Annotated in this window: 14 protein-coding genes; 2 read left to right on the top strand and 12 right to left on the bottom strand. The window is 64.7% G+C overall.

Annotated elements, in window-relative coordinates; all coding sequences use genetic code 11:
• The 3 genes from N878_RS25715 to N878_RS25705 all read right to left on the bottom strand — a co-directional run.
• A partial coding sequence (locus tag N878_RS25715; protein WP_021446339.1) for a YigZ family protein occupies positions 1–447 on the bottom strand: 447 nt, incomplete at its 3' end.
• Positions 447–1,109, bottom strand: a complete 663-nt coding sequence (locus N878_RS25710; RefSeq protein ID WP_021446338.1) for a TetR/AcrR family transcriptional regulator — start codon at positions 1,107–1,109, stop codon at positions 447–449. The genes N878_RS25715 and N878_RS25710, both read right to left, overlap by 1 nt.
• Before the next feature lie 299 nt (positions 1,110–1,408).
• Positions 1,409–3,637 (bottom strand): TonB-dependent receptor, encoded by a 2,229-nt coding sequence (locus N878_RS25705; protein WP_021446337.1) that lies wholly within the window; start codon positions 3,635–3,637, stop codon positions 1,409–1,411.
• Between the two features lie 220 nt (positions 3,638–3,857).
• On the opposite strand from N878_RS25705, the gene N878_RS25700 reads away from it, so the two are divergent.
• Entirely contained in the window at positions 3,858–4,601 is a 744-nt protein-coding gene (locus N878_RS25700; protein ID WP_021446336.1) for a 5-oxoprolinase subunit PxpA, read from the top strand.
• Positions 4,602–4,746: 145 nt separating this feature from the next.
• Positions 4,747–5,634: a PA4780 family RIO1-like protein kinase gene (locus tag N878_RS25695; RefSeq protein ID WP_021446335.1), complete on the top strand. Its 888-nt coding sequence runs from the start codon at positions 4,747–4,749 to the stop codon at positions 5,632–5,634.
• Between the two features lie 217 nt (positions 5,635–5,851).
• Here the strand turns inward: N878_RS25695 and cueR are convergent, their stop codons facing one another.
• The 9 genes from cueR to N878_RS25655 all read right to left on the bottom strand — a co-directional run.
• Complete coding sequence (cueR, locus tag N878_RS25690) at positions 5,852–6,283, bottom strand: Cu(I)-responsive transcriptional regulator (RefSeq protein ID WP_021446334.1); 432 nt, start codon at positions 6,281–6,283, stop codon at positions 5,852–5,854.
• Positions 6,284–6,332: 49 nt separating this feature from the next.
• Positions 6,333–7,286 carry a hypothetical protein gene (locus N878_RS25685; RefSeq protein WP_256218144.1) on the bottom strand — a complete coding sequence of 318 codons (954 nt, stop codon included), beginning with the start codon at positions 7,284–7,286 and terminating at the stop codon, positions 6,333–6,335.
• 3 nt (positions 7,287–7,289) lie between these two features.
• Entirely contained in the window at positions 7,290–7,649 is a 360-nt protein-coding gene (locus tag N878_RS25680) for a hypothetical protein (RefSeq protein ID WP_021446332.1), read from the bottom strand.
• Positions 7,650–7,703: 54 nt separating this feature from the next.
• Positions 7,704–9,500: a DUF2235 domain-containing protein gene (locus tag N878_RS25675; RefSeq protein ID WP_021446331.1), complete on the bottom strand. Its 1,797-nt coding sequence runs from the start codon at positions 9,498–9,500 to the stop codon at positions 7,704–7,706.
• Positions 9,493–9,963: a DUF3304 domain-containing protein gene (locus N878_RS25670; RefSeq protein ID WP_021446330.1), complete on the bottom strand. Its 471-nt coding sequence runs from the start codon at positions 9,961–9,963 to the stop codon at positions 9,493–9,495. Before N878_RS25670 ends, N878_RS25675 begins: the two co-directional genes overlap by 8 nt.
• The gene (locus N878_RS27920) at positions 9,960–10,451 is read right to left on the bottom strand and encodes a DUF3304 domain-containing protein (protein ID WP_082457962.1); all 492 of its coding nucleotides are present in this window, start codon (positions 10,449–10,451) and stop codon (positions 9,960–9,962) included. The genes N878_RS25670 and N878_RS27920 overlap by 4 nt, the downstream gene beginning before the upstream one ends.
• Positions 10,448–11,287 carry a DUF4123 domain-containing protein gene (locus N878_RS25665; RefSeq protein ID WP_021446329.1) on the bottom strand — a complete coding sequence of 280 codons (840 nt, stop codon included), beginning with the start codon at positions 11,285–11,287 and terminating at the stop codon, positions 10,448–10,450. Before N878_RS25665 ends, N878_RS27920 begins: the two co-directional genes overlap by 4 nt.
• Positions 11,284–13,341, bottom strand: a complete 2,058-nt coding sequence (locus N878_RS25660) for a type VI secretion system tip protein VgrG (protein ID WP_021446328.1) — start codon at positions 13,339–13,341, stop codon at positions 11,284–11,286. The genes N878_RS25665 and N878_RS25660 overlap by 4 nt, the downstream gene beginning before the upstream one ends.
• 147 nt (positions 13,342–13,488) lie before the next feature.
• Positions 13,489–13,932: HAD-IC family P-type ATPase (locus tag N878_RS25655; protein ID WP_021446327.1), on the bottom strand; the 444-nt coding region annotated here is incomplete at its 5' end.

The raw sequence follows: 13,932 nt of genomic DNA, 5'->3' as shown, positions 1-13,932 counted from the left end.
GAACTCGCCCAGGCGCGCCTTGAACGGCGCCAGTTCGGCGAACTGCAGGTGGCAGTGGCAGGCCTGGCGCGGCACCAGCTCGCGGCGCTCGCCGCCCTGCAGGCACTTGGCCGCACTGCCGCCGTAGGCACGTGCCAGGCCGCCGGTGCCGAGCTGGATGCCGCCGTACCAGCGGATCACCAGCACCGCCACCTGGTCGCACGCCTGGCCTTCGATGGCGGCGAGAATCGGCCGGCCGGCGGTGCCGCCGGGTTCGCCGTCGTCGCTGAAGCGGTACTGCGCGCCGACCTTCCAGGCCCAGCAGTTGTGCGAGGCACCGGGGTCGCTGTGGGCAGCGATAAAGGCCTGCGCCTCGGCCGCGCTGGCGACCGGCGCGGCGAGGGCGTGAAAGCGGCTCTTGCGGATCTCCTCGCGGTACTCGCAGGGCGCGCTGAGGGTGAAGGCCATCAGGGCTTGGCGGGCGGCGTCAGGCCGCAGCCCTTGAGGATGATCTGGATCAGGTTGCCTGTGGCGGCTTCGAAGTCCTGCTTGGTCAGGCGCGAGCGGCCGCTGACCCGGCAGATCTGCGAGGCGAAGTCGGCGTAGTGCTGGGTGCTGCTCCACAGCAGGAAGATCAGGTGCACCGGGTCGACCGGGTCCATCTTGCCGGCGGCGATCCAGGCCTCGAACACCGCGGCGCGGCCGCGGAACCAGTCCAGGTAGTTCTGGTTGAAGTACTGCGACAGGCAGTCGCCGCCGCTGATCACTTCCATGGCGAAGATCCGCGAGGCCTTCGGCTGGCGGCGGGAGAACTCCATCTTGGCGCGGATGTAGCGCGCCAGCGCCTCGGCCGGGTCGTCGTCGACGGTCAGGGTGTTGAAGGTGCTGTCCCACAGTTCGAGGATGTTGCTCAGCACCGCCAGGTACAGGCCCAGCTTGTTGTTGAAGTAGTAGTGCAGGTTGGCCTTGGGCAGGCCGACGTTCTGCGCGATGGTGTTCATGCTGGTGCCCTTGAAGCCGTGGCGGGCGAACTCCTCTTCGGCGGCTTGGATGATGGCTTCTTCGTTCTTCTGGCGGATGCGCCCGGCGGGCTTGCCGCTGGCGCTATGGGCGGGGACTTCGAAGGTCATGGGCGATTCCGAACTGATCTGGGAGCACAGCGAGTGCACAGATACCCCAGCGTCGCCCGGGTGACAAGCGCAAGTCGCGGAAAAGTGGCGGGAAATGCCGCGAATCCGGGGTTTGCACCAAGGCTGTGCGGCGCTTGCCCGAGCACGCCCCATGGCCGCCCTCGCTACAGATTCCGCCGATAGCGCCCGGCCTCGCGCAGGGCCTGCACCTGCTCGCGGCCGAGCCGATCCAGTGCCGTTGGCGCAGGGTGCCGATTCGATAACCCCGGCCGTGCGGCCGGGGGTTGGGCTGTGCCGGGTCAGAACTCGAGCACGGCCGACAGCCACAGGCGACGGCCCTCTTCGAGGGTGCCGGTGGTGGATTGGGCGATCTGCGTGTAGTAGGAGGCCCAGCCGTTGGCGCCGGTATTGGTGGTGTAGCTATCGCCGTCGAGGAAGTCCTTGTCGAACAGGTTGTAGAGGGTGGCGTTGAGGGTGAGGTTCTGCGACGCCTTGAACGAGCCGCCGAGGTGGAACAGCTCGTAGGCCTTGAGGTCGCCGACCTGATCCTGCAGCGCCTGGTTGGCGGCCGTCAGGTTGGCGTAGCGCTGGTTGAAGCGCGCCCGCTCGCCGCGGTACTCGCCCTTGAACCACAGGCTCAGGCGCTCGGTTGCATGCCAGTTGAGGCTGGCGTTGAGCATGTGTTGCGGCGTGTTGGTCAGTGGCGCGCCCTTGTCGGCGCCGCTGCTCTGCTCGCTGTCGGTGTAGGTGTAGTTGCCGGCCAGGGTCCAGCCCGGGGCGAACTGCCAGCGGCTGGCCAGTTCCACGCCCCGGGTCTTGGCTTCGCCGATGTTGACGCTCTGCGCGAAGCTTTCCTGCAGGAAGCTGCTGCCCAGGCTGATGCAGCCCGGCTGGTTCGGGGCGCCGGGGAAGTTGCAGTTGGCGATCGGCGCGCCGTCGTCGATCTTGTCCTTGAACTTGGTGTGGAACAGCGTGGCATTGGCGCTGAAGCCGGCGAGGTTGTCGTAGTAGGCGCCGAACTCGGTGTTGGTGGTGGTTTCCGGGTCGAGGTCCGGGCTGCCGATGGTGATGGTGCGGCCCTGGGCGGTGACGCCGTTGATGCCGTCGTGCAGCTGGTTGAGGCTCGGCGTCTTGTAGCCCTTGCTCACGCCGCCCTTGAGCGTCCAGTTGTCGTTGGTGTTCCACACCAGGTAGGCGCGCGGGCTGAAGTGGCCGCCGAAGGCTTCGTGATCCTCGTAACGGCCGCCCAGGGTCAGGGCCAGGTCGTGGCGCAGGCGCCACTCGTCCTCGACGAACAGCGCCCAGGAGGTCTGCTGGAAGTCTTCGTCGGCGATGCCGTCCTCGACCTTGGCGTCCCAGTACTGGCCGCCGAGGGTGACGTTGTGCGACTCGCCCACTGGCGCCACCAGTTTGCTGTCGAACACCAGGTCGGTGGACTTCAGCAGGCGGTCGTCGCCGCCGACGATCGCCGGGTAGCCCGTGTAGGGCACGCCGACGGTGCCGGGAATGGTGCGCCCCAGGGTCTCGGTGGTGTTGTGGGTCAGGCTGCTGTCGAGGGTGCCGATATCGAAACGGCCGGTGTGCGACAGGGCGAACTGGTCGCGCTGGAAACGCAGTTCGTCCCCGTAGCCGTTGGCGAGGGTCGGTTGGTCGACGCTGCAGCCGCCGATGGCGTTGCCGCCGCTCTTGCCGTCCAGGGTGCCGAGCTGGCAGTCGTCGTTGTCGTAGACCTGGCGGCCGCGCTCGAAGTCCAGGGCGAAATCGTGGTTGTCCTGTGGGGTGAAGGTCAGGCGGCCGCCGAGGTTGTAGTTGCGGCCCTCCACCGGCGCTGCGCCGCGCTTGCTGACGGTGCTGTCGTCGTCGAACTCGAGGTCGGACTCGCCGCGGTCGTACAGGCTGCCGCGTACCTGCAGGCCGAGCAGGTTGTCGATCAATGGGCCGCTGGCATAGAAGCTGGTGTTGCTGGTGTCGCCGAAGTCGCGGTTTTCCTGGAAGGTGTGATCCAGGGTCAGGCTGCCGCCCCAGGCCTTGCCCACCTTGCGGGTGATGATGTTGATCACCCCGCCCATGGCGTCGGAACCGTACAGGGTCGACATCGGCCCGCGGATCACCTCGATGCGCTCGATGGCCGACAGCGGCGGCATGAAGCTGGTGGCGGTCTCGTTGAAGCTGTTGGGGGTGACGTTGCCGGCGGCGTTCTGCCGACGGCCGTCGATCAGGATCAGGCTGTAGTCGCTCGGCAGGCCGCGGATGCTGATGTTCAGCCCGCCGGTCTTGCCGGTGCCCTGGCCGATGTCGACGCCTTCGACGTCCTCCAGGGCCTCGGCCAGGTTGCTGTAGCGCTTTTGCTGCAGCTCCTCGCGGCCGATCACGCTGATGCTGGCCGGCGCGTCGGTGATCTTCTGCTCGAAGCCGGCGGCGGTGACCACCACGTCGCCGAGGGCGACCGGCTCGCTGGCCTGGGCGCCGAGGCTGGTGACGAGGGCAATGGCGCTGGCCAAGGCGCTGCGGGAACTGAGGGCGGACATCGATCTACTCCTGGCGGTGTAAGGATTGGAGGCGAGACGGCCGCGATGATAGTGATTTGCATATAAGGTTCAATCGCGAATGAGTTTCAACGGCGTAAGCAACTTCTGCAGGGCGCGTGGCGACTGGGCTGGGAGTGGGTTGTAAATTTTGTAAATGCGACTGTTTCTCGGCTGAGCCGCCGGCCTTTGCGAATCGCCCGGCGCGCCTTAAGCTGCCGGCATGAACCGCATCCTTCTCAACTGCGACATGGGCGAGGGCTTCGGCGCCTGGCGCATGGGCGACGACGCGCTGGCCATGCCGCTGATCGACCAGGCCAACCTGGCCTGCGGCTTTCACGCCGGCGACCCGCTGATCATGGCGCGCAGCGTGGCGCTGGCGGTCGAGCACGGCGTGCGCATCGGCGCTCATCCGTCCTACCCCGACCTGCAGGGCTTCGGCCGCCGCCATCTGCAGTGCTCGCCGGAGGAAGTCCACGCCCTGGTGCTGTACCAGATCGGCGCGCTGGACGCCTTCTGCCGCGCCGCCGGCGGCCAGCTGGCCTACGTCAAGCCGCACGGTGCGCTGTACAACGACCTGGTGCGCGACGATGCCCTGCTCGCCGCGGTGCTCGATGCCTGCGCCAGCTACCGCAAGGGCCTGCCGCTGATGGTGCTGGCCCTGGCCGACAACCAGCGTGAGTTGTGTCTGGCCGACGAGGCCGACGTACCGCTGATGTTCGAGGCCTTCGCCGACCGCGCCTACCTGGCCGACGGCCAGCTGGCGCCGCGCCGGCTCAGCGGCGCGGTGCACCAGGACCCCGAACGCATCCTCGCCCAGGCCCTGGCCATCGCCCGCGGCCAGGCCTTCCCCGACCTCGACGGCAAACCGCTGCGCCTGCGCGCCGACAGCCTCTGCGTGCACGGCGACAACCCCGAGTCGCTGGCCGTGCTGCGACGCCTGCGGGCGCAGCTGGACGCACTCTGAGGGCGCGGTCCCGGCATTTGCCGCGCTGCCCGGTCGGGCAACTGGTCAGCGCATGCGCGGCGGGAGTCGGCATCTGCCTCGCGCTGTGAGAGGATGGCTCCTGCAAGCCCCGCCCCAGGCCAAAAAGGACCCGTGATCCACGCCGATGAAGACGCCCAAACGTATTGAACCCCTGGTCGAAGACGGCCTGGTGGACGAAGTGCTGCGCCCGCTGATGAGCGGCAAGGAAGCAGCGGTCTATGTGGTGCGCTGTGGCGACGAGCTGCGCTGCGCCAAGGTCTACAAGGAAGCCAACAAACGCAGTTTTCGCCAGGCCGCCGAGTATCAGGAGGGCCGCAAGGTGCGCGGTAGCCGCCAGGCGCGGGCCATGGCCAAGGGCAGCAAGTACGGGCGCAAGGAGCAGGAGCAGGCCTGGCAGAACGCCGAGGTGGCGGCCCTGTTCCACCTGGCCAGCGCCGGCGTGCGGGTGCCCAAGCCCTACGACTTTCTCGACGGCGTGCTGCTGATGGAGCTGGTCAGCGACGGCCAGGGCGACGTGGCGCCGCGGCTCAACGACGTCGAGCTGCACCCGGACGACGCCCGCGAGTTCCACGCCTTCATGATCCAGGAAATCGTCAAGATGCTCTGCGCCGGCCTGGTGCATGGCGACCTGTCGGAATTCAACGTGCTGCTTGGTCCGGACGGCCCGGTGATCATCGACCTGCCGCAGGCAGTGGACGCCGCCGCCAACAACCATGCCTTCAGCATGCTCGAACGCGACGTGCGCAACATGGCCGAGTACTTCGGCCAATTTGCCCCCGAGCTGAAATACACCAAGTACGCCAAGGAAATGTGGGCGCTCTACGAGGCGGGCAAACTGCAGCCGAACAGCCAGCTGACCGGCGAATTCGCCGAAGCCGAAGACGCCGCCGATATCGACGCGGTGATGCGCGAGATCAAGGCCGCCCTGGCCGAAGAGGCACGGCGCCAGGCCTTGCTCAATGCCGAAGACGCGCCCAAGGACGCCGAACCGACGCCACCCTGGATGCGCTGACTCGGCAGACGCCTAAACCCGCAGGGTGCGCCATGCGCGCCGACGCTTGTGGGACTGCATGAAATCCGGGGTTGACGCTCGCATCTCCCGGATTGCAGGGCTATGCCCCCAACGCCTGGATATGCTGTCCGTAGGGTTTGCCGCGCGCGAGCCTCAGGTGCGCACGACCTGGGCGGCCCCGCGACACCCTAGTCGCTGTGTACCCCACGCCGCGTCGTTAGCGCTGAGGGTGCGACGAACATCCCGCCGCGCCGCAATTCACGCCCTCTTCCAGCCCCTGCAGAATCGGACAATCCGGCCGGCTATCGCCCTGGCAGCTGTTCGCCAGCTCCACCAGCGTATCGCGCAGCGCGCTCATCTCCGCGATCTTGCGCGAAAGCGTGGCGATATGCCCCTCGGCCAGTGCCTTCACATCGGCACTGGCGCGACTCTTGTCCTGCCACAGCGCCAGCAGCCGGCCCACCTCCTCCAGGGAAAACCCCAGATCCCGCGCCCGCTTGATAAAGGCCAGGCGGTGCAGGTCGTTGGCGCTGTACTGCCGATAGCCGCTCTCCGTACGCCCGGCCCGCGGCAGCAGGTCGATGGACTCGTAGTAGCGGATCATCTTGGCGCTGAGGCCGGTGTGCTTGGCGGCTTGGCCGATGTTCATGCTTGGAGCCTCGTCGTGAGTACATTGCGCCAGGATAGCGCTGCGGCGATCAAATCAGGCCCTGTTCTCGCTCCAGATCCACCAGCCGACTAGCCGGGCCGTCGGCACGCAGGCGCTCACGAATCATCTGCGGCCATTGGCTGCGCGAGCGGCGCTTGGCGATGGCGTAGGTGAAGTTTTGCAGGGTACGAACGGGCAGCAACAGCATGCTGCCGAGCAGCAGCATGAAGTCGGTATAGCTGAGAAAGTTTCGGCCCTGGTTGGCACGGTATTGGTCCTTGATCAGCCCCCAATACAGTCGTACCGATTGGCCCTTGCTATTGCGTACTTCCTGCAAGCTCTGGCTGAACTGCGGAGAGTCGCTGTGCTGGCCGTGCTCGTCGAACCAGGGGCCGTTGTCCATATAGGCGCGCAGGTATTCCCAGAAGGCCAATTGCATTTCCAGACTCTTGCCGATGGGGGAGCCGAGGTTGATCAGCACCTGCTCCTCGGGGTGGCCGAAGCGATGCAGGAGAACTTCGAGCGCCGCATGGCGCATGCCGGCGGTATAGGGGCCAACGGTGCCGTAGGCGTAGGCGGCTGCCGCGACGTCATCCCAGGGTGTGTGGTAAAGCTCGTCGTCCTGCTCGAAATACAGCTCGCGGGTGCGTCGGTTGAGCAGGATGGGAAGGGGCATAGGGCGCAGGACTTCCCAGATAAATGGAAGGATGATTGCTGCCAAGCTGATAAGTAGGTTGTAAATAACCCACTCAGTATCTCGATCCGCGTAGGCAAGGATGCCCATTATGAAACAGGCAATACCCACCCCCCCACCAAGAGCACCTGTTAGCATCCCCCTGTCCGCACTATCGCCATGCTCGATGGCCAGGTAGTGCTCGGTCTGTTCCTCCACTTCGGGCATGCATATCAGAGGCGCACCGGTCGGCTGATCGGCCTGGAGCAGGCGGCTGTCCGGCACCCGGGCCAGGCGTTGGGCGAAGGGGTGGTTGGTAGCTACGGTCATGGTTTAGCTCAGGTCGATATCGATGGGCGGCAGGTAGAGCCCTTCGATGGGTTGGTAGGTAAGGCTGCCGCGGATGGCCGCTAGATCCTCGACGTCCTCGTGATAGGCGCGGCGCAGGCGGACGCTGCCATCGGCTTCCGGCACTACGCGAGTGCCGATATCTATGTCGAAGGGAATGGGGTCGTCTTCGCCCCAGACCAGCGGCACACAGCGCTTAGCGGAACCGAGCAAGCCGGTCGAGCGCTTCCATTCCTCGTGCCCGTCGAAGCTGACCATGCCCTGGCGGTACTCGTGCTGGCCGGGCAGGCGCAGTTCGTTGACCCACTGGCTTGAACGCGGATCGATATAGTGCGCGTATTGCACTGAACAAACGCCCAGATACCCGAGCTAGAGGCCTACCGCTTTCCCACTCCTTCGTCAGCAAGCCTTGCGAGGCATTACCTGGCCCAGTGGGTCGGGAGCCAAACCTTGGGTTTTGGTGGGATCGGGTACATCGAAATTGCGTACCAGAAAGTACTTGGGATATGTGATTTCAGGTTGTAACTGGCTGATCATCTGCCGGTCAGTTAGGAAGTACTCCAGCAGATCTTCGATATCGAAACTCAGACTGGGTGTATCCGCCCTGAACCACTCATCGAGCAAGGCTTGTTCCTCGGCGGTATTGAAGCCTGCTTTCAGCCGTTCGGCCTCGCGCTGAACATCCTCGAGCCAGCCATGGGTCTTGCGCAGTTGCGCTTGGTTGGCACGGACGCGGCGCAGTGCGGTATCCCGCCGTTCTGCCTGAGCCATGCTCTCGCTACCCTGGCCCAACAGCCTGCCCAGTGTGCTCTCATGGCCCAGCAGGGGACGCTCCAGGCGTGCTTCTTCCTGAGCAAAGGCCTGGGACTGTTCGCGATAAAGCTGCCAGAGCAGACGCAGGCGACGGATATAGAGACGGCGGTGGGCTAGAAAACCTTTCGCAGTGGCTGCGCTTGCGCCTGCGCGAGCCCGATAGCGCGTGCTGGCGGCGAGGGCGCTGGTGCCGTTGATATGGTCGTTAGATGTATAAAAGCTCGCAACGAACCTATCTTGCTGTTGCAGTACTTCTAATTGGGGAAAGGGCACTCCCGCTCGATAAGCCGCCCGATACATCTCGTGCAGGCAAGCCAGGTGCAGCTCACGGCTGTGTGGCGCATCTTCCCGGCGCAACCCGCCTCCCACATCATCGCTCACACCTGGCACCAGGCGTTCCTCCCAGCGCGGCGTGAGTGCGCCGGTGCCGATCAGCCGAGCACGCCGGGTGCCACGCACCTCATGGGCAGCGACCAGGTGCAAGGCGGCCTTAACCGGCCCTGGCAGGCATTCGCCATCCTCGACCCGGTTGACCAGCGGCAGCAGGTACTCCAGCACGATAGAGCTTTGCATGCTGCGATCCACGGCATCGAACAGCCCGGCGAACACCACCTCCAGCTCTAAGCCCTGATAGCGGGTGCTGCCCGGCTCGCAGGCCTCGAACAATTTGTGGCAGAAGGCGCGCGCCAAGGTGGCGCCGAAGTCGAAGCCATAGACCGATATGGCGAGTCGTTTGAGCTGCACATCGCCAGCAGTCCGTGCTTTGCCGATTGCATCATTGAACGCTTGGAATGCCGATTCCAGCCGCGTATCCACGCCCGTCTTGAACAGCTCGGCGCTCAACGGATTATCTCGAATCGTTTCGGAGAGCTCGGCGCCTGCCGTCACCACTGCCGCTACCACCGCCTTGGCCAGGTTGCCGTGGCTTAGGTTGCGCTGCAGGCGCTCCCACCAGTTCTTGCCCGTCAGCATATCCTTGCCGGCTTCTACCGCCGTATCGGTTGCCGTGCCTTGCGGCAACTCGGCCAGGTTGCCCTCGGCCTTGCTCGCCATGCCCTTGAGCCCCGCACCGAGCACCGCAGCTCCGCCGCCAAGGCTGGCATCGAAAGTGGCGCCCAGGCCGGAGATATAGAACTTTTGCAATTGCCTGAAAGGATCGGGTGGCGGATAGCTCTGGTCGTAGGGGTGTGCGAGGAACAGTCGTCCGACATTGCTCAGGCGGTCGTTGCGCAGATCCTCTTCCAGATTGCGACCAAAGCCGTCGAAGAAGAAGCCGATATGCAGGGTGGCGCCACAGGGGAGTACCGCTGTCTTGCCATTACCCACGCCTTGGCTGGCGCGAGTGCTAATGGCTTGGGCGCGATCCAGGTTGGCGTTACTCATTATCAACTTCCTTGTTCTGCGCCTTATCAGGGCGGGGTGAAAACGGGCTGAATAGATCCGGACTCCAGCCTAGGCGAACCTGGTTGCCTGGATCGAACCGTACATGCAGGTAGCGGTCGTTACGGCTCCGTGGGGGCATGGGTAGTTCAATCTCGTGGCGTTCTATTTGCATTCCCTGATCCTCCTGAGTCTTGGACATGCTGAGAATCCACACCACCTTTGCAGTCGGGCCGTCCAGGCGCCAGCAACAAGTCACGCCTCCGTTACCGCCCCAAAAGTCGTTGACCCAGAAGCTTCCTATCGGTCTATCCATATAGTTTTCCGAGGTCAACATTGCCCCCGGCGTGCGTAACTGCCCATAGAGATATAGCCCCAGCAGGGGCAGCAGTACGATCAGTAGGGAAAGGATCAGCCCGCGCCGACGCCACTTGCGTTTATTGGGTGAGTTCAAGATCAGGCTCATGGTTGGCTGCCTTGTTCGTTGGGTTGGGAGCGATCAGGGCGTGGTGAAAACGGGCTGAACAGATCCGGGCTCCAGCCCAGGCGAACCTGGTTGCCCGGATCGAACCGTACATGCAGATAGCGGTCACCACGGCCTCGTGGTGGCATGGGCAGTTCGATTTCGTGGCGTTCCTGTTTGACACCTTGACGAGCCTGTTCACCCGTTCGACTGAGAATCCAGACTACCTTCGCGGTCGGGCCATCCAGGCGCCTGCAGCACATGATGCCTCCTGCGCCCATTACGGCCAGGTTACCGCCCCAGAAATCGTTGACCCAAAAGCTGAATATTGGCCTATCCGTATAGTTTTCCGAGGTCAACATTGCCCCCGGCGTGCGTAACTGCCCATAGAGATAAAGCCCCAGCAGGGGCAGCAGTACGATCAACAGAGAAAGAATCAGCCCGCGCCGACGCCATGTGCTTTGCAGCAGAGACGGCCTGATGAGCTTCATGTATCCAGAGTCCTCAGCGCTTGCGCGAGCGGCATGCGCTGTTCCTTAACCTGTTGCAGGGCGCTTGGCCAGTTCGGCCAGTGCGCTGGGAACTGGCGGTCGAGCAGATGCAGGGTGGCAAACAGGCTGATGTCTTCCGCTTGCTCCAGCCCTTGCTCGCGAGCGGCATCGAGCGCTCGTTGCACTTGGTCTAGACGGTCGCCATGACAGGCACTGGTGAACACCTCGGCTGACTCTTTCTCCAGTTCGGCAGTCAGGCTGTAGGCCAGGGGGTCAAGCTGCAGTTGCTGCCAAATCGCCTGATCCAGAACGATGGGCTGGTAGGCTGCCGGGCTGCTCAACCCTTTACCTTGCAAGGCTTGCCAGCCTTCATCGGTTGTTGGCCGCCACCACTCGAGCAACGGGCCGAACAGCCAGTCATGCCATTCTGTCTCACTGCGGGCATGCAGCAGTGGCAGCACCCCAGGGGCATAGCTGCGCAGCAAGTAAATGCCGTCGTGTTCATCGGTTGCCAGCAGTGCATCGCCCAGGTGCCCGGCCATGCTGCCAAGGTCGCAGGCGGTATTGATCCAGCCCATCCAGGCAGAGGTGTCGTCGAGTGTCAGAAGCGTCTGGCAGTCGCTGAATGGCAGAGCCGTTAGATCCAACAACCAAGGGCCGTGATCCTTGAGTTCGGCGAACTCTGCCTGATGCATCAGCGCCTGCTTGGGGTGGTTGGTTTGCAGGAGGCGCAGGCGAGAGGTGTCGGGCAGTAATCCCATTTCGACGATGGCCAGGCAGCGGTGCTGGTTTTTCCTGGCCTGGTTCCAGGCCGCTTCCATCAAGTCGAGACTCATGCCTGGCCACCTACTTGCAGCAGTTGCCCTTCACGCAGTGCCTTTTTCCAACATTCCAGACAAATGCCTTGCGGTGCCCTTAACTTTGGCTGGCCAAGCGCCGTTTCGAGCAGGTTTCCGGCTTTGTCGCTATCGGCCATGCCAGGAATCACCGGCAGCAAAATCTTCAACCCCGACCCACTCCCCGGCCCGCCCCCCGAATTCATCTTGATCGTCGCCCCACTCAGGGTCACGCCGCTGGGGTCGAGCTTGAGGAAGCTGCCGCCACCGGCGGCGGTGAGTTCCATGCCGGCGTCGATCACCAGCTTGCTGCCGGCGTTGTAGTGAATCTCGTTGCCGGCTTCGATGAACAGGCCGGTGCCGATCTTGTTGTGCTGGGTGGCGGCGACGGTGAGGTGGTCGTTGGCGCGCACTTCCACCTTGCGGTCGAGGTCGGTGGTGCGGTGTTCCTCGGCGCGCATCTCGCTGTAGCTGTTGGCCTCCACCGTGTCGTGGCGTTCATTGCCGACGCGGATCTTCTGGTCGTGCTCGATGTTCTCGTCCCAGTCGCGCTGGGCATGGATGTAGATCTGCTCGGCGCCCTTGCGGTCTTCGATGCGAAATTCGTTGTAGCCGCCACCGCCCGGGCTGCTCAGGGTCTTGAAGACGCTGCGGGTCTTGTTCGCCGGCAGGTCGTAGGGCACCAGGTGCTCGGCGTGGTACAGGCAGCCGGTGATCAGCGGCTGGTCGGGGTCGCCTTCGAGGAAGGTGACCAGCACCTCCATGCCCACCCGCGGGATGGCCACGCCGCCGTAGGCCTTGCCGGCCCAGTTGGAGGCCACGCGCAGCCAGCAGCTGGTGGTGTCGTCACCCTGGCCTTCGCGGTCCCAGTGGAACTGCACCTTGACCCGGCCGTACTGGTCGCAGTGGATTTCCTCGCCAGCCGGGCCGGTGACCACGGCCGTCTGGCTACCCAGTACCTTGGGTTTGCGATGTTCGAGCGCGGGGCGGTAGGGGATGTCCCAGGGGGTGGCGCTAAAGCGGTTGCGATAGCCCTGCTGGAAGCCATCGCCCGGCTGGGTGTTGCTGGTGACCGACTCTTCCAGCACCTGCGGTTGCTTGCCCTCGTGGATCACCTCGGCCAGCAGCCAGAGGTCGTTCCACGGTTCGCGTGGATGATCCGCCAGGGCGAGGAAGTGGCCGCAGGCCAGGTAGGCATCGCTCTTGCCTTCGGCCAGTTCGTAGTCGCTGCGCAGACGCTCCAGACTGCGCTTGGCCAGGTGCTTGCCGCGGGTGCGGTCGGTGAAGCGACCGGGGTAATCGTAGACTTCCAGGGCCGGGGCGAATTCGCTGCGGTAGTCCGCTTCCATCTGCAGCTTGGGCTGCTCGAAGTCGTAGTCGCGCCAGCTGGCCTGGGTGCAGCGGGTTTCCAGGCGCACGCCGAAGGCGCGCACCACCTCGTGGTCGGCGGCCAGGCCGCTGTCCTGCTGGTAACTCAGCGGCGCGAGCTTGGGGAATACGCTGGCGTCGTCGCCGAAGACCAGGCGGTGGCCGGTTTCGCCGTGCTGGAAGTGGAAGCTGATGCCTTCCTCCTCGCACAGGCGCTGGATGAAGTGCAGGTCGGATTCGTCGTACTGCACGCAGTAGTCGCGCTCGGGGTAGAGGTAGCCGAGCTGGAACTGGTAGGCATCGCTGTGGATGCCGTGCTCTTCGAGGATCTGGCCAACGATCTGCGGCACCGTGAGGTGCTGGAAGATGCGCTGGTTGTGGCGGTGCGCCAGGTAGGCCAGTTGCGGGCGCAGGCCGATGCGGTAGCGGGTCAGGCGCTTGCCCGAGTCGCCCTGTTCGATGCTGTAGATCACCCCGTGCACGCCCTTGCCGGAGGGGCCGAAGGCCAGGTAGGCGGTCTGGTTGATCAGCGCATCGAGGTCGAGGTCGGCGCGTTGGCTGACCAGCTCGATGTCGAAACGGTAGGGCTTGTTGAGCGCCTCGCGGCCCTCGAAGCTCAGCACCTGCAGGTCGTTGTCGACGGCGGGAATGGTGAGGGTGATATGCGCCTGGTTGGCATCCAGCATGCCGTGGCCTCCATCCTTGAGTTGGGCGAGGGCTGAAGGGTGCCGGACGCCGGGCAGCGGTTCAATGATGGCATTCCCATACTATGCGCCGGGTCATGAAAAAACCGCCGCGGCGCCTGGGCTGGCGCCGCGCGGGTAAGCCTTCTCCTACAAGTCTTGCGGCTTCCAGCGGGTCAGCAGCAGCGCATTGCTGACCACGCTGACGCTGGACAGGGCCATGGCGGCGCCGGCGAACATCGGGTTGAGCAGGCCGGCGGCGGCCAGGGGAATGCCGATCAGGTTGTAGACGAAGGCCCAGAACAGGTTCTGGCGGATCTTCGCGTAGGTGCGTCGGCTGATCTCCAGCGCCGCCGGCACCAGGCGCGGGTCGCCGCGCATCAGGGTGATGCCGGCGGCGTGCATGGCCGCATCGGTGCCGCCGCCCATGGCGATACCGACGTCGGCGGCGGCCAGCGCCGGGGCGTCGTTGATGCCGTCGCCGACCATGGCCACCGTGCCCTTCTGGCGCAGCTCGCCGATCAGCCGCGCCTTGTCCGCCGGCAGCACCTCGGCGTGGGCCTGGTCGATGCCCAATATGCCGGCCACGGCGGC

Source organism: Pseudomonas sp. EGD-AK9, assembly GCF_000465935.2.
Classification (GTDB): domain Bacteria; phylum Pseudomonadota; class Gammaproteobacteria; order Pseudomonadales; family Pseudomonadaceae; genus Aquipseudomonas.
Note: the sequence above shows the minus strand (reverse complement) of the source record. Positions and strands in the feature narration are given on the sequence as shown.